The organism is Geobacter sp. (assembly GCF_030834625.1).
In the GTDB taxonomy this organism is placed as follows: Bacteria; Desulfobacterota; Desulfuromonadia; order Geobacterales; family Geobacteraceae; genus Geobacter.
In genome coordinates this window covers 39,901-57,425 of sequence record NZ_JAUQXO010000014.1, presented here as the reverse complement: position 1 = coordinate 57,425, position 17,525 = coordinate 39,901, and the positions used below count along the sequence as shown (strand labels likewise).

22 protein-coding genes and 1 pseudogene are annotated in these 17,525 nt (G+C 62.4%); 6 read left to right on the top strand and 17 right to left on the bottom strand.

The features are described 5' to 3' along the window. Nucleotides 1-330: 330 nt before the first annotated feature. From RCH91_RS03045 to uvsE, 11 genes are all read right to left on the bottom strand, one after another. Nucleotides 331-609, bottom strand: a complete 279-nt coding sequence (locus RCH91_RS03045) for a hypothetical protein (RefSeq protein WP_306533065.1) — start codon at nt 607-609, stop codon at nt 331-333. Between the two features lie 292 nt (nt 610-901). Continuing rightward, nucleotides 902-1,303, bottom strand: coding sequence for a type II toxin-antitoxin system VapC family toxin (locus RCH91_RS03040; protein WP_306533064.1), 402 nt, complete (start codon nt 1,301-1,303; stop codon nt 902-904). Continuing rightward, complete coding sequence (locus RCH91_RS03035) at nt 1,303-1,530, bottom strand: antitoxin (protein WP_306533063.1); 228 nt, start codon at nt 1,528-1,530, stop codon at nt 1,303-1,305. Before RCH91_RS03035 ends, RCH91_RS03040 begins: the two co-directional genes overlap by 1 nt. Nucleotides 1,531-1,676: 146 nt before the next feature. Further along, complete coding sequence (locus tag RCH91_RS03030) at nt 1,677-2,294, bottom strand: DUF502 domain-containing protein (protein ID WP_306533062.1); 618 nt, start codon at nt 2,292-2,294, stop codon at nt 1,677-1,679. A 138-nt stretch (nt 2,295-2,432) separates the two neighbouring features. Then, nucleotides 2,433-3,320, bottom strand: a complete 888-nt coding sequence (htpX, locus tag RCH91_RS03025) for a protease HtpX (protein WP_306533061.1) — start codon at nt 3,318-3,320, stop codon at nt 2,433-2,435. A 238-nt stretch (nt 3,321-3,558) separates the two neighbouring features. Next, nucleotides 3,559-3,846, bottom strand: a complete 288-nt coding sequence (locus RCH91_RS03020) for a hypothetical protein (RefSeq protein WP_306533060.1) — start codon at nt 3,844-3,846, stop codon at nt 3,559-3,561. Between the two features lie 119 nt (nt 3,847-3,965). Beyond that, nucleotides 3,966-4,862 carry a mechanosensitive ion channel family protein gene (locus RCH91_RS03015; protein WP_306533059.1) on the bottom strand — a complete coding sequence of 299 codons (897 nt, stop codon included), beginning with the start codon at nt 4,860-4,862 and terminating at the stop codon, nt 3,966-3,968. A 12-nt stretch (nt 4,863-4,874) separates the two neighbouring features. Next, nucleotides 4,875-6,656 carry an SLC13 family permease gene (locus tag RCH91_RS03010; RefSeq protein WP_306533058.1) on the bottom strand — a complete coding sequence of 594 codons (1,782 nt, stop codon included), beginning with the start codon at nt 6,654-6,656 and terminating at the stop codon, nt 4,875-4,877. A 95-nt stretch (nt 6,657-6,751) separates the two neighbouring features. Continuing rightward, nucleotides 6,752-9,430, bottom strand: a complete 2,679-nt coding sequence (locus tag RCH91_RS03005) for a UPF0182 family protein (RefSeq protein ID WP_306533057.1) — start codon at nt 9,428-9,430, stop codon at nt 6,752-6,754. A gap of 184 nt (nt 9,431-9,614) precedes the next feature. After that, nucleotides 9,615-10,070 (bottom strand): DUF1499 domain-containing protein, encoded by a 456-nt coding sequence (locus RCH91_RS03000; protein WP_306533055.1) that lies wholly within the window; start codon nt 10,068-10,070, stop codon nt 9,615-9,617. Next, complete coding sequence (uvsE, locus tag RCH91_RS02995; protein ID WP_306533054.1) at nt 10,067-10,978, bottom strand: UV DNA damage repair endonuclease UvsE; 912 nt, start codon at nt 10,976-10,978, stop codon at nt 10,067-10,069. Before uvsE ends, RCH91_RS03000 begins: the two co-directional genes overlap by 4 nt. A gap of 144 nt (nt 10,979-11,122) precedes the next feature. Here uvsE and RCH91_RS02990 point away from each other — a divergent pair, with 144 nt between their 5' ends. From RCH91_RS02990 to RCH91_RS02970, 6 genes and pseudogenes are all read left to right on the top strand, one after another. Next, the gene (locus tag RCH91_RS02990) at nt 11,123-11,515 is read left to right on the top strand and encodes an SRPBCC family protein (protein ID WP_306533053.1); all 393 of its coding nucleotides are present in this window, start codon (nt 11,123-11,125) and stop codon (nt 11,513-11,515) included. After that, a complete protein-coding gene (locus RCH91_RS02985; RefSeq protein WP_306533052.1) occupies nt 11,512-11,964 on the top strand; it encodes a pyridoxamine 5'-phosphate oxidase family protein in 453 nt (150 codons plus the stop codon). Before RCH91_RS02990 ends, RCH91_RS02985 begins: the two co-directional genes overlap by 4 nt. Next, nucleotides 11,961-12,224 (top strand): annotated as a pseudogene (locus RCH91_RS21400) (PEP/pyruvate-binding domain-containing protein); the annotation flags it as partial. The gene RCH91_RS02985 and the pseudogene RCH91_RS21400, both read left to right, overlap by 4 nt. 88 nt (nt 12,225-12,312) lie before the next feature. Continuing rightward, nucleotides 12,313-12,684: a pyridoxamine 5'-phosphate oxidase family protein gene (locus RCH91_RS02980; RefSeq protein ID WP_306533051.1), complete on the top strand. Its 372-nt coding sequence runs from the start codon at nt 12,313-12,315 to the stop codon at nt 12,682-12,684. Further along, nucleotides 12,681-13,235: a lipocalin family protein gene (locus tag RCH91_RS02975; protein ID WP_306533050.1), complete on the top strand. Its 555-nt coding sequence runs from the start codon at nt 12,681-12,683 to the stop codon at nt 13,233-13,235. The genes RCH91_RS02980 and RCH91_RS02975 overlap by 4 nt, the downstream gene beginning before the upstream one ends. Before the next feature lie 46 nt (nt 13,236-13,281). Continuing rightward, a complete protein-coding gene (locus RCH91_RS02970; RefSeq protein ID WP_306533049.1) occupies nt 13,282-14,100 on the top strand; it encodes a DUF1365 domain-containing protein in 819 nt (272 codons plus the stop codon). Nucleotides 14,101-14,137: 37 nt separating this feature from the next. On the opposite strand, the gene mnhG is transcribed toward RCH91_RS02970, so the two are convergent. From mnhG to RCH91_RS02940, 6 genes are read right to left on the bottom strand one after another with little or no spacing between them, the layout of a single operon-like run. Further along, nucleotides 14,138-14,503, bottom strand: coding sequence for a monovalent cation/H(+) antiporter subunit G (mnhG, locus tag RCH91_RS02965; protein WP_306533048.1), 366 nt, complete (start codon nt 14,501-14,503; stop codon nt 14,138-14,140). Next, nucleotides 14,496-14,771 carry a cation:proton antiporter gene (locus tag RCH91_RS02960; RefSeq protein ID WP_306533047.1) on the bottom strand — a complete coding sequence of 92 codons (276 nt, stop codon included), beginning with the start codon at nt 14,769-14,771 and terminating at the stop codon, nt 14,496-14,498. Before RCH91_RS02960 ends, mnhG begins: the two co-directional genes overlap by 8 nt. Then, entirely contained in the window at nt 14,768-15,241 is a 474-nt protein-coding gene (locus RCH91_RS02955) for a Na+/H+ antiporter subunit E (protein WP_306533046.1), read from the bottom strand. The genes RCH91_RS02960 and RCH91_RS02955 overlap by 4 nt, the downstream gene beginning before the upstream one ends. Then, a complete protein-coding gene (locus RCH91_RS02950) occupies nt 15,238-16,752 on the bottom strand; it encodes a Na+/H+ antiporter subunit D (RefSeq protein ID WP_306533045.1) in 1,515 nt (504 codons plus the stop codon). Before RCH91_RS02950 ends, RCH91_RS02955 begins: the two co-directional genes overlap by 4 nt. Then, the gene (locus RCH91_RS02945) at nt 16,749-17,114 is read right to left on the bottom strand and encodes a Na+/H+ antiporter subunit C (RefSeq protein ID WP_306533044.1); all 366 of its coding nucleotides are present in this window, start codon (nt 17,112-17,114) and stop codon (nt 16,749-16,751) included. The genes RCH91_RS02950 and RCH91_RS02945 overlap by 4 nt, the downstream gene beginning before the upstream one ends. 1 nt (nt 17,115) lies before the next feature. Beyond that, nucleotides 17,116-17,523, bottom strand: coding sequence for a Na+/H+ antiporter subunit B (locus RCH91_RS02940; RefSeq protein ID WP_306533043.1), 408 nt, complete (start codon nt 17,521-17,523; stop codon nt 17,116-17,118). Between the last annotated feature and the right edge of the window lie 2 nt (nt 17,524-17,525).

Here is a 17,525-nt window from a genome sequence, read left to right as displayed (position 1 = left end):
ACAGAAGGAGCTACTGCAAAAGCTGGGAGTCAAGCCGATTCCAAGCCAGCTTAAGGACGTTGTAGTGTAAAAAACCGGAGGCCAAATCAGCTAACTTGCTGATTGTGCGACAGTTGTGTCCTGCAAAGTGTCAAACTTCGGCGGTCCCAACCATCGGCAAGACCCGCCGAGGGCGGGTCAGCCTCAGCCCCGTTATATGCAACTAATATTTCTTTTGCTCTTCCAGTGGAGAGCGAGTACGGGGAACCGGCGGATTACCGAAAACACTACAGGCCGGAGTAACCCCCGGCCTGTAGTGTGTAAAAAATGAATTGTGTCTCTTGGTTGCCGTCAGTAGCCGGCTTTATTGTATTCATCCTGCCAGTAGGCTTCCTGTTCTTTCTCGGATTTAGCCTTGAACCCGCCGAGCGGTATATCGAGTGCCCTGCCGATGAAAAGTGCCGGTATGAAAGCAAGGTCCACTACCGGCGAGGTATACTTGGCAAGGTCAAAAGCTAGCCGCGGCTTGATCGAGTCGAGTGCGATGGTTAGAAGTAACATGAGAGCAGGACATATGACCATCATGATCACAGCCCCTACAACCAGGAAAAAAATTTGCAGTAAATCCATTGATTCCCTCCTTGTTGGTATTTAAGCTCCATACTGCTTAACCTCTCATTCACCCCCCTCTGTTATGGAATGCCACAGACAAACCGGCATGAATATGTTCGAGCCATAGTACGCGTGGGATAAAAATTAAGCAACGTGAATGTGTCAAATATTATTAAAAGCGTGGGCGCCGGGGGAATCCCTTTGTGGGACACAAGAGAATAAGGGAAGAGAATAAGGGGACAGAAGCGAACAAGGAGGCTGCTAATTGAGAGAACAGGGCCTGTCCCAGGGCATTCCTAGCCAGAGGAAATTAAACGGTCCAATCAACGATATTGAGGGAAGGGACCCGTAAAAATTCACGCGTGTTATTGGTGACGAGGGGAATTCCGAGGGATACAGCGTGAGCGGCAATCAATAGATCCATGGAACCAATGGGTGTGCCTGCTTTTTCGAGAGTTGCTCGAATATCGCCATAAACGTGAGCCGCCGCCTCATCATAAGGGAGCACTTCCAGCGGAATGATGAACTCGTCGAGAGCTTTGGCGTTTTTCTCTCTATGGGTGCTCTTGGCAACGCCATAGCGCAATTCCGAGAGGGTTACAGATGAAATGCCAATGTCGCCAATCTGGTACTCCAGAAAGCGTTCAAGCACGGCAGGCGGCTGTTGCTTGATGATGTAAATGCAGATATTGGTGTCGAGCAGCAGTTTCATCAGAAAGTCTCCCGCTTGTCCATTTCAGGCTGTATACGCTCGGACATGAAATCGCGGGAAAATTTTTTGAGGCTGCAAAAGAGTGAATTCCAAGAGTCGCTCCGAGGGATCAACTGAACGACGTTGCCGCTTTTCTTAATAAAAACTTCGCTGTCTTCAAAGCGGAATTCCTTGGGAAGCCTGACTGCCTGGCTTTGTCCATTTTGAAAAATCTTTGCGGTTTTCATCCTGAACCTCCGATAATATATATTTGCAGTATATATTTCTGGCTTTGGGTTGGCAAGTGAAATTTCACATGATGGAAAGGCAAGAAAGACGCCGAAAGGTGCCGCGAGAAAATGAGGACGTACAATCGGATAGCCGGGGGTTCCAACTACGGCGACGTGTTCGCGTTTTGCCCCTTGTCGGCAGTCATGCCGCCGGTGACAACAAAGCCCATGGCACGGTGGGTTGAGATATTCACCGGCGTTACCGACGAGCGCGGCACGATTACCGTACAGCCACCGATCTGGTAGCTCAGGGGGAGGTACACCGCGATTTCCCCGTCAGTGCCGATTCCTTCCGGCAGGCCGCTGAAATCGCTGCGGGTGACGAATCCGATCATGCGCATGGGCTTGCCGCCGAATTCCAGATCTATTGTCACCACCTGGTTGAACTGGGATTCTTTCTGCTTGGCGAAAAAACCGATGAAATCCTTGAGGGAGCCGTAGAGGTTTTTGATCAGCGGAATGTTGTCCGCCAGCTTTTCGCCCAGGTCCAGCAGCCGCCGCACCAGAAACGCGTTGAGCGCCAGGCCGAAGAGAAAGGTCACGACGAGTCCGGCCAAAATGCCCATGCCGGGAATATACCAGCCGGCCGGAAGCAGCACCTTGAGCATGCCGCCCAGCACGGTCTCCGCGGAGCTCACGAGCCAGAAGAGAATGTAGAGAGTCAACAGGGCCGGGAGCATCGCCACCAGCCCTTGAAACATGATGTTGCCGAGTCGTTTCATTGGTCGCCTTTCGATCCGCTTGATTATGGCCCGGCGCCCCCGCGCTCCGACCCAACCAACGATCATCCAAAAGGAAATTTCTTCAACTTTTCATAACATCCCAAACGTGCGAAGGCAACAACCGGAATCGAAATTCGACTACCTCCCCCCCTTGAGGGCCGCAATCCGCTCCTCCAGGGGCGGATGGGTCATGAACAGCCGCTTCAGCCCGCCGCCGGCCGTGCCGGAGATGCCGAAGGCGGCCATCTGGTCGGGAAGGTGGGGCTGGCCAGCGGTCAGGCGAAGCTTCTCCAGTGCCGCCACCATCTTGTCCCTCCCCTCAAGGCTGGCGGAGCCGGCATCAGCCCTGAACTCCCGCTGGCGGCTGAACCAGAAGACGATGATGCTGGCCAGGATGCCAAACACCATCTGGGCAACCATGGAAGTGATGAAGAAGGCAGGGCCATGGCCCCGTTCGGTCCTGAACACCACCCGGTCCACCAAGTGCCCCACGACCCGGGATGCGACGATGACGAAGGTGTTGACCACCCCTTGGATGAGCGCCAGGGTGACCATGTCGCCGTTGGCCACATGACTCACCTCGTGGGCAAGCACCCCTTCCGCCTCGTCCCGGTTCATGGCCCGCAGGAGGCCGGTGCTCACCGCCACCAGGGCGCTGTTGCGCCGCATGCCGGTGGCGAAGGCGTTGACGTCCGGCGCATCGTAAATGGCCACCTCGGGCATGCCGATGCCGGCGTTTCTCGCCTGCCTCTCCACGGTCTGCACCAGCCAGGCCTCCACCTCGCTGGAGGGGCTCGTGATGACGCGGGCGCCCGTGAGCCGTTTCGCGGTCCACTTGGAGATGGCGAGCGAGATCAGCGAGCCGCCGAAGCCGAAGACCGCGGCGAATACCATGAGATTGCCGAGGTCGAGCCCCACTCCCTGCTGGTCCAGGATGCGGCCGACCCCCAGCAGGCTCAGCACTATGCCGAGAACAAAAATGATGGCCAGGTTGGTGACGATAAACAGCATGATCCTCTTGAACATCTGCGGCCTCCTGCCGAAAGGGTCCGACCCCGCCCATGCCTCAACGGGGCGTCGTCGTGCACGATCGCCCCGCCATGCCCTTCTTGTTCCAAGGTGCTGTCACGTTGACACTTCTCCCCCTCACCCCTGCCCCTCTCCTTCAGGGCGAGGTGAAATCAGGCCCTCTCCCCGGGGGAGAGGGTGGCCGAAGGCCGGGTGAGGGGCTACAGAACGCCGACGGAGCCCCCTGGGGTCAGTCTTACTTGAACCGGGACTTGGCCGAATCGATGGCCTCGCCAACCGCGTTCCAGGCCAGCTCGATGCCCGCCTTCAGGTCTTCCCAGGCGTTTCCCCCGGACTTCTGCAGTTCCTCGAACTTCTGGCGGGCCACCGCCTGCTTCGCCTTCACCGCCTCAAGCTGCTCGGCGTAATCGTGCTTGAGGTCTGCCCTCACTTCGCCCGCCTTTGCCGAAAGCTTGTCGATATCGGCGTTCCACTCCTCCAGCTTTACCTGCAACTTCTTGACATACTCGTCTCTGGTGCTCATGACCTGTCTCCTTTTTGGGGGATGATATGCAGAAATACCCTCGCAAGGGTACATCCAGCATCGCTACAATCAGTTTACCACGTCATCGGCCACAGTCATTGCCGCCCCGTCAACAACTCTCACGAATCGGTATCACCACCGGCCGGCACCGCACCGTGCCCGTCGCGCAGAATGTGGATATCGCGCCGGGGGGACGGAATCTCGACCCCATGCTCGTTGAACGACCTGTAGATGGCATAGTTGAGGTTACTCGTCAGGAGCCCCCGCCGGTGGATGAGGGTGGTGCTCCAGGCCCGCAGCTCGAAGTTGAGGCCATTGTCGCCGAACTCCATGAGCCGCACGCCCGGGGCCGGCTTCTCCAGCACGTCGGGGTTTGCGGCCGCTACCTCCAGGAGCAGCCGCTCCACCTCATGGACGTCGCTCCCGTAGGCGACGCTCACGGGAATCCGGAACCGGACCTTCCGGTCATTGTGGCTCCAATTCACCACGTTCTCGGTGATAAATTTCGAGTTGGGAACGATGATGGTGATATTGTCGTTGGTGACCACCGTCGTGCTCCTGCCGCCGATATAGACCACGTCACCCTCCACGTTTCCCACCACGATCCGGTCCCCCACCTTGATGGGGCGTTCGAAAAGAATGATGATGCCGCTCACGAAGTTGTTGACGATGTTCTGGAGGCCAAAACCGACGCCGATACCGACGGCGCCGGCCAGCACGTTGAGGGCGGTGAGGTCGATGCCCGCAGTCTGGAGAATGACGATGAAACCGATGGCAATGACGGTGTAGCGGATGATGGAGCCGGTGGCCTGGCGGGCGCCCATCTCCATCCGCGTGCGGGTGAGGAACTCCTCCGCGATCCAGGTCCGGAGCTTCCCCGACAGGTAGAAGAGGAGCGCCACCAGCACCACCAGCTGGATGATGGCCCAGAGGGTCACCTGCTCCTTACCCAGTTTCACGAGGGGGACTTCGAGGAATTCCCTGATTTGTGCCAGAACATCGCGGAGCGTATCCATCGAACCTCCTTGCTAAAACGGCCAGAACCGGGGAATGAAGATGGTGGCCAGCACCCAGAAAAGGATATTGAGCGGCGTGCCGACCCGGAGGTAATCGGCGAACCGGTAGCGCCCCGGCCCGTAGATGAGGGTATTGGTCTGGTAGCCGAAGGGGGTCATGAAGTCCAGGGACGCCGCGTAGGTGACCGCCATGATGAGTGGGCGCGGGTCGATCCGCATGGAATCGGCGGTGGCGAAAACGATCGGTATCAGCAGCGCCACGGTGGCGTTGTTGGACAGAATAGCGGTAATGATCGCCGAGAAGAGGTACAAGGCTGCCACCATTGCCGTGGGCCCCGCTCCCCCCACGGCGTAGACGATGAACTTCGACAGGAAGAGAGCCGCTCCGCTCTTTTCCATGGCGATGCCGAGGGTGACCACCCCGGCCATCAGCATGATGACCTTCCAGTCAATCGCTTCGTACGCCTCTTCCGTCGTGAGGCAGCCGGCAAGAACCATGACGATGCACCCGATGATGGCGCCGGTCATGATCGGAACCACCCCGAGAGCCGCACCCGCCACCACGGCCGTTACGACGGCAAGGGCAATGGCGGTCTTGCGCTTGCGAAAGACAGGAGCCTGCACCTCGGAGATGACGACGAAGGTGCGGTCAACGCGGAGCCGCTCGATCTCCCGGGGCCCCATGTCAAAGAGAAGGACATCGCCGGCCCTCAGAACGGTCGTCTCCAGATTCTCCCGCATGATGACGTGTCCCCGGTGCCTGATGGCAAGGGCGGTGAATCCGTAGCGGGAGCGGAACCGGGCCTCCTTGAGACTCCGCCCGTCGAGGGTCGAGTTCGGGGCGACCACCGCCTCCACCAGGGTGCTCTCCTCCGGCGTTCCCTCTGTGGCGCCCTGATCGAGCTCTTGCTTCAGGGCGATGCCTCGGCGCTGCTGGATTTTGCGGAAATTTTCCAGATCGCACCGGACCTTCAGGTGATCCCCCTCGCGGAGTTCGATCTGCTCGGGAGGGTCGTCGAGCAAGCGGCCGTCCCGGAAGACCTCCACGCTCTTCAGATCCAGCTCGTGCAACAGCGGCGACTGGGCGAGCACCATCCCCACCAGACGGGCCTCGGGCTGGATGATGATTTCGGTAACATAGTCGCCGGAGCCGAGCCGCCTCTCCTCTTCATCCTCGCCCACCCGGACGGGAATGAGCCGCACTCCCACCAGGAGCATGTAGAGGAACCCCGCGCCAAAAAAAATGAGCCCCATGTCGGTCAACTCGAACATCCCGATGGGAGCGAGGCCGCGGCGCTCGATAATGGAGCTGACGAGGATATTGGTGGATGTGCCGATGAGGGTGCAGACCCCGCCGAACATGGAGGAATAGGAAAGGGGCATCAGGAGGCGAGAGGCGCTGGTATGGGTGTCGCGGGCCACGCCGAGGACTATGGGGAGGAAAATGGCCACGGCAGCCGTGTTGTTGATAAAAGCGGAGATTATCCCGATAACGAGCATCATGGCGGCAAGGGTCAGCCAGTAGCTCTTCCGTCCCAGGCGGGCAAGGCCTCCCCCCACGGCGTTCACGGCGCCGGTACGATAGAGCCCCGCCGAGAGGACGAACATGGCCCCCACGGTGATGGTGGCCGGGTTGCTGAACCCACTGATAGCCTCCTCCGAGGTGATGAGGCCGGAGAGGAGCAGGGTCGCCATGATGATGAGGGCCACCAGGTCAGCCGGGAGCCGTTCCGTGGCAAAGAGGATCAAGGCCGATACGACCAGGCCCAGCACCAGCAGCATTTCAATGGTCACGGCAGCCCCCCTTCCCTGGGAATCACTCTACATGATACTGCCGTTTCAGCCGATCGCCACCTCCCTGTGGCTTTCGGCTGGATATTTCAGCGACCCTACTGGGCCAACTGCTTCAACACCTGCTGCAGTTTCCGCAGTTCCTCCCCGTAGCCGGCCCAGTCCCCCTGGCGCTGCAGGTTGGTGGCCCGTTCGAAGATGCTCATCGCCTCCTTGGCGAGGTCGGCCGACGAGGCCTTCAGGGCCGCAGGCGCTGCCGCAGCGACGCCGACCGTGGCCTTCCTCCCCCCGAATACCCGTTGCAGGGCCAGCTCCAGGGTTTCCTCCATGACCACCTCGTCTCCGAAGGCGACGATGACCCGGCGCAGTTCGGGGAGCCCGGCCTTGTCCGCGGCGGCCAGGAAGAGGGGCTGCACGTAGAGGAGCGATTTTTCGATGGGAATCACCAGCATGCTCCCCCGGATGACCTGGGAGCCGCGCTGGCTCCAGAGAGTCAACTGCTGGGAAATGTGGGAATCCTGGTTGATCCGCGCGTCGATCTGCTTCGGCCCGTAGATGAGCCGGTCCCGGGGGAAGGTGTAGGCCAGGAGCTTGCCGTAGTTCTCCCCGTCGCAGCGGGCCGTGAGCCAGGCCGCCAGGTTGTCCCGCTTGGAGGGGGTAAAGGGGAGAAGAAGAATGTATTCCTCCTTTTTCTGTCCCGGCAGCTTCATGATGGTGTAGTAGGGCTCCATCCGCTCCTCGCCCAGGACTGGAACCTCCCAGAGGTTCTCCTTGTTGTAGAAAACCTTCGGGTCGGTCATATGGTAGGTGGCGAACATGGCGGCCTGCACCTGGAGGAGTTGGTGGGGGTAGCGGATATGCCGGCGCAGGTCTTCGGGCATGGCCGACAGGGGCTTGAAGAGCTTCGGGAAAATCCGCCCGTAGACCTTGATCATGACGTCGCCGGGGTCGCTCACGTAGAAGTCCAGGGTGCCGTCATAGGCGTCGACCACCGCCTTGACCGGGTTCCTCATGTAGTTGATTCCCCCGGCGAGGGGCTTTGCATAGGGGAGACGGTCCGAGTAGGTGTAGGCGTCGATGATCCACTTGAGGGTACCGTTGTCGGCCACCACCAGGTAGGGGTCGCCGTCGAAGCGGAGAAAGGGGGCCGCCGCCTTGACCCGCTCGCTGATGTTGCGGTTGTAGAGGATTCTGCTCTCGCCGGTGATGTCGGAGGAGAGGAGGATCTTCTCCGTTCTGAAGCGGGCGGCGAAGAGGGCCTTGCGGAGCACCGAATCCAGGGGCACCCCGCCTTTCCCCCCGTAGGTGGTGTTGATGTTCCCCGTGGCGGTGGGGTAGCTGAACTCCGGCACCTTCGTCTTGACGATGACATACTCGTTGGAAAGCTCGCCGTAGTAGATCTCCGGCCGCTTCACCTTTATGTCGGCCAGGCTGACAGGGGGAATGTCCTTGACAAAGAACTCGGGAAGCCCTTCCTTGGTGATGCGGCTCACGGGGCCGAAGGTGAGGCCGTTGCCGTGGGTGAAGATGAGCCGCTCGTTGATCCAGTTCCGGCTCGGGAGGTCGTTGTAGGAAAGTTCCCGGGGCGAGAGCATGACCTGGGTGTACTGGCCGTTCACCAGGTAGCGGTCATTGTCCACGTCGAAAAACTTGTAGTAGGTCCTGATCTGCTGGAGTTGGCTGTAAGTCTTGAGGAGCGGGGCGTGGTCCCAGAGCCTGATATTCCTGATGGTGGCGTCGTTGTTGGCGATGTCCGCTGCGGTCAGTTTCAGGTCGGCATCGAAGGGGATGGTTTCGATCTTGTCCAGATCGTACCCGAAACGGGTGAACTTGATGCTGTTCTCGATGTAGGGGGTCTCCAGGGCCAGCTCGTTGGGGGCCACCTTGAACTTCTGCAGCAGCACCGGATAGGCCATGATGCCGACCCCGTAGACCGCGGCCACCAGAACCGGCGGCAGCAGCGCCAGGCGCCAGTTACCCTTCCAGAGGCCCGCCGCCAGCATGATCCCCGCAACGGGGGTCACGACCGCAAGAATCCGGTAGGTGAGGAGCCGGGCGTTGACGTCGGCGTAGCCGGCGCCCGGGAATCCGCTGCTCCCGGAAAGGAGGAGCCTGAAACCGTCCAGGTAGAATCCGGCCGCCACCGTGAGGGAAAAGATCCCCACCAGAACCGCCAGATGCCTTCTCACCCGCGGGTCAAGGGAGGCACCGCTCTCCGTCACGGTGATGCCGCCCCGGACATAGTAGACCCCGGCCACCAGGGCCGTGACCGCCAGTACCATGAAGCCGGCAAACCCCTTGGCATACTCCAGCAGCGGCATGCTGAACAGGTAAAAGCCGAGATCCTTCCCCATGACCGGGTCACTGGTGCCGACCGTAACGCTGTTCATGAAGAGAAGGAGGTTCTGCCACTGCACGGCACCCCACCGGGCGACCAGGAGTGCCAGGACGACGCTGGCGAGGATGCTCAGGGGCCCGGCCAGCCGCACCGCCTCATCCCGCTGGATCCGGTAGATGTTCCCCCCCTCGAAGAAAACATTCTTTGGGGAGAACGTGGCGCGGTTCGCGTAGTGAAGGTTGATGAGGGCGAAGACGAGCAGAAGGATGCCGGAGAAGAGCCCGGCGCCGACCTTGGCCGTCAGCGTCGTGGTGAACACCGAGGTGAAACCGGTCTCGACGAAAAAGAGCCAGTCCGTATAGAACGTGAGGAGCGACGAAAGGAAGGGAATGATCACCACCAAAACGGCAGCGATAAAAATGAACCTGTTTTTGATCATCAAAGTACTCCCTTGTTCAGTGTGGATATGAGTAAGTCTTCTTCGAATATCTGATTTTTCGTATCATACCATCTCTCTGGGCTCTGCTCAAAATCACTGTCATATTCAACAGAAGGATTAGTGACTTAGGTCTTCCCGCCACCAACGGGGAGCATCCCCCGTTCCATGAGTGCGGCCACAATGCTCATGATTTTGGCTCCGCCTGGGTAAATGCGCGGCGGATCTCCTCCATCCGGCGGCGGTTCTTCCCCAGGTCGGAATAGCCGACACGTGATGCCGAACGGACGTGGATCACCCGCTGTTCCCGGTCCAGCAGAAATTCGCCGTCATCCACAAAGAAGGTGGTGCGCAACTCGACCCGCAGGTAGCCGGCCTGCTCCTCGATGATCTTCGTATCGTCGCGACGGCCGAGGACCTGCTTCAGGCGGGTAAAGGCGCGATCCGGGTCGCCGCGGAAGGCCAGCGGAGCAATCCGGTGCCGTTCGTCTGTCGCCTGGCTGGAGACGCAGTTGGGTGACGAGGGACAGGGGGACAGCGTCCCATTCCTTGCCCCCAGGTTGTCGGGCCGGCCGCCGACACACGCCGGCAGCAGCCCTGCCAGCATCCCCGTCAGCATCACTCTTCGCATTGGAAATTTCATGGTCCCGCCCCTCTCCCCAGTTCGCTCATCAGCCTTACCACGGCCAGTTCCTTGGCCTTCGCCTCCACATCCACCGTCATCTCCCTCCCGCGCCAGCACTCCGGCAGATCCGCCGGGTCGATGTAATCGGCATGGGGCTTTGGGTTCCCTCCCCCCCAGCCGGCCCGGGGCGACGACAGGTGGCAGTACTCCTCCCGCCCGACGGCCTGCCAGGTTTCGCCCGCCAAGTCCGTTGCCTCTTCGACCGACAGACCGTCCGGGTTGCAGCGGTGGTGGTGCACGTCATACACCAGCGGCAGGGACAGCCGCTCGCAGATCGGCAGCAAATCCCGTACGGTGTAACTCACATCGTCGTTTTCCAGCGTCAACCGGCTCCGTACAGATTCGGGCAGGTCGGGGAAGACCGCGGCCAGACGCTCCAGGGCCTGCCCCTTGTCGCCGTAGACGCCTCCGCCGTGGATGTTGATCACCTCGGCCCCCACCGCCTCGGCCAGCATTCCCTGGTACGCCAGCTCACGGATGGAGCTTCCGACCACCGCCGAATGGGGCGAGGAGAGCACGACAAACTGGTCGGGGTGAAAGCTGAGCCGGATATCGTGCCTTCGTGCGAATGTCCGCGCTTCCTCCAGGAGGTGGAGGATCAGGGCGCCATCAGGCAAATCCTCCAGCCGGTAACCCACCTCCGGGTGGGTCATGCGCGGAAAGAGTGGCGACATGATCCGGAAGGCTCCGATCCCGAGCCGGCGCACGGTTGCCAGGGCCAGCAGCAGGTTCCGGGCATTGGTGACACAGAGCTCCGAAACCTTGGTGAGCTGGCGCTCCCGCGGCAGCGCCAGCAACACCTTTGCGGTGGTCGTCCGGAACGAGACCGGTTCTTTGACAAACAGGCAACAGAGGCCAAACCGCATCGCACCACCTTACGAGAATAAAATACATGCCTCCTGAACTATACCAGAATGACCTCTCTCCGCATGGCGGAACGGCAACTTCATGGACCATGTTGCGGAGACGGTTGCAGGTGCTAGAATCCAAGAGGATGAAGGGAACCGGCCATGAAAACACTCATCTGCACCATTGAGGTGCGTGCCCCGGCGTCGGCCACCTGGGAACTGCTGACCGATACCCGGCGCTGGCACCTGTGGGGGCCATCGGTCACGGCTGTGGAGTGTTCCGAGCGGTTCATCGGCCCCGGCTCAGTCGGGTGGGTGCGGACCGTCATAGGACTGAGGGTGCCATTTCGCATCACAGAGTATATCGCCGGCCGCCGCTGGTGCTGGGAGGTGGCCGGCATCCCGGCCACCGGCCACCGGGTGGAGCCGCTGGGTCCGGACCGCTGCCGGGTGGTCTTCGAGGTCCCTTTCCTGGCAGCCCCCTACCTGGCGGTCTGCCGGCTGGCAGGGGAGCGGATCAGGCGGATACTGGAAGAGGAGAACCGGGGACCATGAACGATACCACCGAGAACTGGTCAATTCTCCAGGGGCTCTGCACGGACCAGTACCTGGCCGTGCTGGCCACCGACGCCGGCGCAGCCCCCTATGCCAGCCTCGTGGCCTTCGCCGTCACCCCTGACCTGCGCCAGCTCTACTTCGCCACACCCCGTGCCACCCGCAAATGGTCGAATCTGGCCGGGAACCGCCAGGTGGCGCTCCTTGTGGACAACCGGAGCAACCAGGTTGCGGACTTCAGCCGGGCGGCCGCAGCGACCATTCTCGGCACCGCCCAGGAGTTGCGTGGTGACGAACGGGAAGCGGGACTGGCCATCTATCTGGCCAAGCATCCCCATCTGGCCGAATTCACCGCCGCACCCAGCTGCGCCCTCTTCCGGGTGCAGGTTGCCAGCATCTATCTGGTGACCCGCTTCCAGAACGTCATGGAGTACCACTTTCCGCCATGAACGGGACAACGGATCTCTGCATCGAACTGGCGGCACTCACTGACGCCGACCGTCCCACTGCCGGCGGCAAAGCGGTTGCGCTCGGCCGTCTGGCCCGGTCAGGCCTGCCGGTGCCGCCGGGAGTCTGCATCACCACAACAGCCTACGACCGCTACCTGGAAGCCACCGGACTGAGAAAACGGCTCCCGTTGCTGCTGGAACGCAAGTCCTTCGGTGAGATGCGTTGGGAAGAACTGTGGGATTTGGGGCTCAGGGTCCGCAGCCTGTTTCTGGCCACGTGGCCTGGGGGCTCGGGTTCCCCCTGCCGCCCCGGGGTTGAGAAATTTTCTACCGAAAGGAGAACGCTCCATGAACCTTTCCGAACTGTTCCAGCAACCCGGCCTGGGGGTAATGGCCACCGCCGCTGCCGACGGCAGCGTCAACACCGCAGTCTATGCCCGCCCCCACGTCATCGACGAAACCACCCTGGTCTGGGGGATGACCGACGGTCGCACGTTCCGAAACATCTCCCGCAATCCCCACGCCTCTTTTCTGTTCAAGACGGGGACACCGGGTTTCCGTGGGGTGCGGCTGGCCCTGGAACTGATCAGGACCGAGGAGCAGGGGGAGATGCTGACCCTCATCAAGGAGAACGCCGACACCATGGTCGGTCCGGGTACCGGCAACGCGGTAACCCATGCCGCTTGGTTCAGGGTGGTGGAAGTAAGGCCGTTGGTATGATCGGTGCAAAAGCCGTTGTCACTGCACTTGTCCTGGTTTTGGCCTGCCAGCCAGCGGCAGCCTCGCTGGGACTCCCTCCGCTTCAGACGGTTGCATATGTTGATCTGAACCGGTATATCGGGACCTGGTACGAGATCGCCCGCTACCCCAACAGCTTCCAGAAGGGGTGCCTGGGGAGCACCGCCGGCTACACGCTGCGTGAGGACGGCGACATCCAGGTGGTGAACAGCTGCCGGGACGCCGAGGACGGGAGGACCCGCCAGGCAAAGGGTCGCGCCTGGGTGGTCGATACAACCACCAATGCCCGGCTCAAGGTTTCTTTTTTCTGGCCCTTCCGGGGGGACTACTGGATCATCGACCTGGGAACAGAGTACGAGTACGCCGTGGTGGGAACACCCAACCGGAAATACCTCTGGGTACTGAGCCGCACGCCGGTCATGGATGACACCGTGTATGCCGCCATCATGGAGCGGATCCGGCAGTTGGGGTTCGATCCCGGGAGGGTCGTGCGGGAAGCTGACACTATCCGGAAGAATGGTGAATCATGGTAATCGTCGGCATCTTGGCGTTCTGCCGCCGCTTCGGAAAGGGACTCTGATGGGAACGACCGGCGTCGGCATCTGCACCCGGTGGGACGCGGCCCAGCTGAAAGCGTTGGGGGTGACCACGGTCATGCAGAGCGCCCTCTACACCGGCCAAGTGGTGCACCGGCGGAACGTCCCGGTCGTGAACGAGTTCCGCTACAACCTCTTCATGGTTTACCTGGACCTGGCGGAACTGGAGCTGGTCTTCGCCGACCGCCTGCTCTGGTCCGTGGAAGGCCCCACCTGGGCCAGCTTCCGGCGTGCCGACCACCTGCGCCGGGAGGGCCCCCTCGACACGGCGGTGCGGGATGTGGCCGAGGAACAGCTCGGCTTCCGCCCCTCCGGACCGATCCGGCTCCTGACCCACCTCCGCTACCTGGGATACTGCTTTAACCCCATCAGCATCTACTACTGCTTCGGTGCCGACGGACTGCGGCTCGACGCCATTGTCGCCGAGGTCCACACACACCCCCGGGGGGAAGAGTACGTGCGTGCCCTGGATATCCGGAACGCGCGCCGGGAGGGAGAGTGGTACCTGTTCGAGCAGGAGAAGGAGTTCCACGTCTCCCCCTTCATGCCCATGGATCTTCGGTACACCTGGGGTTTCACCACACCCGGCGAAACCGTGGCAGTGGCAATGGAAAGCGAGCGGCAGGGGGAGATCATCCTCTCGGTCCTGCTCGACCTGGAGCGATGCCCCCTGACCGGCGAGAATCTGGCCCTGGCGCTCCTGCGGTGGCCCTCCATGACCCTCCGGATTCTCGCCAGCGTCTACTGGCAGGCCCTGCGGCTGAAGCGGAAGGGAGTGCCGTTCTGCCACCGTCCCGAATAGCCGTACGTCGTTCCCCGACTGAGCGTAAACGGTCGCGCTACCCCTCCGTCCCTCCCCCCTCTTCCTCCCTCTTGCACCACTCCCCCGAAGCCCCCAGATCATCCCGCACACTCTCCTTCCAGAGAGGAACTCCGCTGAAGTAGGCGGCCCGGCCCAGCATGTGGGCCGCCACCGGCGCCGTGAGGACGATGAAGACGATGATGGCGGCGATCTTCCCGGTGACCGCCGCGTCGTCGAAGAAGAGGGCCACCCCGCCAAGAATCAGGCTCGCCCCCAGGGTGGAGGCCTTGGTGGTGGCCGAGAGCCGCATGTAGAGGTCCGGGAACCGCACCACCCCGATGGCGGCCACCACGGCGAAGAAGGTCCCCCCGCCCAGGAGTATGGCGATGATCGTGTCACGCACCGCCGCCCCTCCGGTGCAGGTAGTAGGCGAAGGCCACGGTCCCCAGGAAGGTGATGAGGGCCAGGACGATGGCCGCGTCCAGGTAGGCGGGCTGGCCCGTGGCCACCGCGTAGGCGGCGGAGATGGCGATGATGAGGGTCGCCATGAGGTCCAGGGCCACCACCCGGTCGGGGAGGCTTGGCCCCCGCACCAGCCGGACAAAGGCAAGGACGATCCCTCCCCCCAAAAGCGGGAGGACCACGAGCTGAACAAAGGCATCGAGGGTCATCGGAACACCTCCCGGACCCGGCGCTCGAACCCCTCCTTGATCCCCCGCACGAGCGCCTCCGGATCGTCGATGTACATGGAGTGGACATAGAGGGTGCGCCGGTCATCGGCCACATGAAGGCTCAGGGTTCCCGGCGTGAGGGTAATGATGGTGGCGAGCACCGTGATTTCCAGGTCGCTCTCCACATCGAGGGGAACAGCCACGATGCCGGGGGTCATGTGATGGCGGGGGGTGAGGATGTCATGGGCCACCCGCAGGTTGGCCAGCACCAGCTCCCGGACAAAAAAGAGGATGAACCCGGCCACGGCCTGGATCTTCGACAGGTAGCCGGTGGTCCCCCTGCCCCGCCGGGCGATCCAGAGGACGAGGAACCCGACCACCGCGCCGGTGAAGAACCCCCCAGCCGTGTAGGTCCCCGTGAGGGCCACCCAGGCCAAGGCCAGGAGGATGTTGGAGAGAAACGGGGTCACGGTTTCACCCCCAAGACCGCGGCGATGTAGAGCTCGGGATTCAGGAGCTGATCGGCGGCGGCTAGCGACAGCCGGAAGAGGGGCTCGGCCCCCACCCCCATGGCTACCGTCGCCAGGGCCAGGAGCACGGCCGGCACCCCCAGCAGGAGTCGCGCCCCGCCGGGGATGTGGGGATGGTAGTGGGCGTGGGGTTCACCCTCCCGGACGGGTCGGTCCTTCCAGAATGCCTCGGCCCAGATCTTGGTCATGGAGAAGAGGGTCAGGATGCTCACCATCAGGGCCACGGCCACCACCACGTACCGCTCCTCCGCGAGACCCGCCCGCACCAGGGCCAGCTTGGCCCAGAACCCCGACAGGGGGGGAATCCCCGCCAGGGCCAGGGCCGGCACCAGAAAGAGTGCCGCCACCAGGGGACGCCCCTCGTAGAGCCCCCCCAGTTCACCCAGCTCCGTGGTGCCGGTGATCCGTTTCACGATGCCGGCCACCAGGAAGAGGGCCGACTTGGCCGCGATGACGTGGACCATGAAGAAGACGGTCCCGGCCAGGGCCAGGGGGGTCAGGAGCCCGAGCCCCATGACCAGATAGCCGATCTGGCTCACGATGTGGAACGACAAGAGGCGCCGCATCTCGTGCTGGGCCACGGCCCCCAGAACCCCGGTCACCATGGTGAGCCCCGCCGCCGCCAGAATCAGGGTCCGCCCCGCCTCGGCCTCCTGGACGAAGATGAGGGTGAATATCCGCACCAGCACGTAGACCCCCACCTTGGTCAGGAGGGCCGAGAAGATGGTGGTCACCGCCACGGGAGGGGTGTGGTAGGAAGCGGGAAGCCAGAAGAAGAGCGGGAAGACCGCCGCCTTGATCCCGAAGGCGGCAAAGAGGAGCGCGGCGATGACCGGCACCGTGCCGCCGTGGGGTACCTCCCTGAGCTGCCTCGCCAGGTCGGCCATATTGAGGGTTCCCGCCACCCCGTAGAGGATGCCGATCCCGGCCAGGAAAAAGGCCGAGGCGATCAGGTTCAGGGCCACGTACTTGATGGCCCCCTCCATGTGCTCCCGGCGCCCCCCCAGGGCCAGGAGTACGAAGGAGGCGATGAGCATCACCTCGAACCAGACGTAGAGGTTGAAGAGGTCCCCGGTCAGGAGCGACCCGCAGACCCCCAGGAGGAGCACCTGCATGAGGGGATGGTATCCCAGGGCCTCGTGCTCGATGTCGGCGCTGGCCAGGGAATAGACCGCCACGGCGAGCCCCATGGCGCCGGCCACCACCACCATGACGGCGCTGAAGAGGTCGGCCGCCAGGGTGATGCCGAAGGGTGCCGGCCAGTTCCCGGCCTGGGCGCTCACCACCCCCTGCCGCTGCACCGCCGAGAGCAGCGCCACCCCGGCCGCCAGGAGCGCCGCCGTGCCGCCGATGCTGAGCAGACGCTGCAGCTCCCGCCGGTGCCAGGCCAGAAGCCCCGCCACCGCCGTGGCCAGGGGGATAATGAGGGGGAGGAACAGTAAAAGCTTCATCCGCTGCTCCGGGAGTCGGTATCCGTCGTGGTCATCACGTCCAGGTCGTCGGTCCCCACGGTCTGGTAGACCCGCTTGATGAGGACCAGGGCAAAGGCCTGCACCCCGAAGCCAATGACGATGGCGGTGAGGATCAGGGCCTGGGGGAGCGGATCGGCCACCGGGAGAAGCGGCTCGGTCCCCCCGGGAGGGACGTAGGGGGGCCGCCCCCGGGTGAGGCGCCCCACGGTGAAGATGAGGAGGTTGGCCGCGTTACCCAGGAGCGCCAGGCCGAAGACCATCTTCACGATGCTCCGCCGCACCATGAGGTAGAGCCCCGCCGCGTACAATCCGCCGATAACCACTGCCAGAACGCTTTCCACTCTATTCCTCCATGAGGCTGAAGACGATCATGAGGGCCATCCCCGCCACCACCAGATAGACCCCGGCATCGAAGAGGAGCGGGGTGCCGGCGTGGCCGATGACTGGCACCGGGAGCGTACTCCAGAGACCGGTGAGAAACGGCAGCCCCAAAGTCAGGGACAACACACCGCTTGCGAGGGCCGTCAGAAGCCCCGCCGCCACCAGCTGCCGCGGCTCCACCCGGAGCACCCGCCGGGCCCCGGCCACACCGTGGGCCAAGGCATGGAGGACAAAGGCGGCCGCCGCCACGAGCCCCCCCACGAACCCGCCCCCCGGCTCGTTGTGTCCACGCAGAAGGAGAAAGAGTGAGAAGAGGAGCAACAGCGGCAGCAGAAGACGGACAGCGGTTGCGAGAAGCAGTGACTGCATGG

What these genes read in the sequence shown, in the direction of transcription:
- RCH91_RS02940 (WP_306533043.1), bottom strand. Translation starts at nt 17,523, where the DNA reads ATGCAGTCACTGCTTCTCGCAACCGCTGTCCGTCTTCTGCTGCCGCTG.
- RCH91_RS02990 (WP_306533053.1), top strand. Translation starts at nt 11,123, where the DNA reads ATGAAAACACTCATCTGCACCATTGAGGTGCGTGCCCCGGCGTCGGCC.
- RCH91_RS03035 (WP_306533063.1), bottom strand. Translation starts at nt 1,530, where the DNA reads ATGAAAACCGCAAAGATTTTTCAAAATGGACAAAGCCAGGCAGTCAGG.
- RCH91_RS03030 (WP_306533062.1), bottom strand. Translation starts at nt 2,294, where the DNA reads ATGAAACGACTCGGCAACATCATGTTTCAAGGGCTGGTGGCGATGCTC.
- RCH91_RS02950 (WP_306533045.1), bottom strand. Translation starts at nt 16,752, where the DNA reads ATGAAGCTTTTACTGTTCCTCCCCCTCATTATCCCCCTGGCCACGGCG.
- RCH91_RS02975 (WP_306533050.1), top strand. Translation starts at nt 12,681, where the DNA reads ATGATCGGTGCAAAAGCCGTTGTCACTGCACTTGTCCTGGTTTTGGCC.
- RCH91_RS03040 (WP_306533064.1), bottom strand. Translation starts at nt 1,303, where the DNA reads ATGAAACTGCTGCTCGACACCAATATCTGCATTTACATCATCAAGCAA.
- RCH91_RS02970 (WP_306533049.1), top strand. Translation starts at nt 13,282, where the DNA reads ATGGGAACGACCGGCGTCGGCATCTGCACCCGGTGGGACGCGGCCCAG.
- htpX (WP_306533061.1), bottom strand. Translation starts at nt 3,320, where the DNA reads ATGTTCAAGAGGATCATGCTGTTTATCGTCACCAACCTGGCCATCATT.
- RCH91_RS03045 (WP_306533065.1), bottom strand. Translation starts at nt 609, where the DNA reads ATGGATTTACTGCAAATTTTTTTCCTGGTTGTAGGGGCTGTGATCATG.
- RCH91_RS02980 (WP_306533051.1), top strand. Translation starts at nt 12,313, where the DNA reads ATGAACCTTTCCGAACTGTTCCAGCAACCCGGCCTGGGGGTAATGGCC.
- RCH91_RS03000 (WP_306533055.1), bottom strand. Translation starts at nt 10,070, where the DNA reads ATGAAATTTCCAATGCGAAGAGTGATGCTGACGGGGATGCTGGCAGGG.
- RCH91_RS03015 (WP_306533059.1), bottom strand. Translation starts at nt 4,862, where the DNA reads ATGGATACGCTCCGCGATGTTCTGGCACAAATCAGGGAATTCCTCGAA.
- RCH91_RS02960 (WP_306533047.1), bottom strand. Translation starts at nt 14,771, where the DNA reads ATGACCCTCGATGCCTTTGTTCAGCTCGTGGTCCTCCCGCTTTTGGGG.
- RCH91_RS03020 (WP_306533060.1), bottom strand. Translation starts at nt 3,846, where the DNA reads ATGAGCACCAGAGACGAGTATGTCAAGAAGTTGCAGGTAAAGCTGGAG.
- uvsE (WP_306533054.1), bottom strand. Translation starts at nt 10,978, where the DNA reads ATGCGGTTTGGCCTCTGTTGCCTGTTTGTCAAAGAACCGGTCTCGTTC.
- RCH91_RS03005 (WP_306533057.1), bottom strand. Translation starts at nt 9,430, where the DNA reads ATGATCAAAAACAGGTTCATTTTTATCGCTGCCGTTTTGGTGGTGATC.
- RCH91_RS02985 (WP_306533052.1), top strand. Translation starts at nt 11,512, where the DNA reads ATGAACGATACCACCGAGAACTGGTCAATTCTCCAGGGGCTCTGCACG.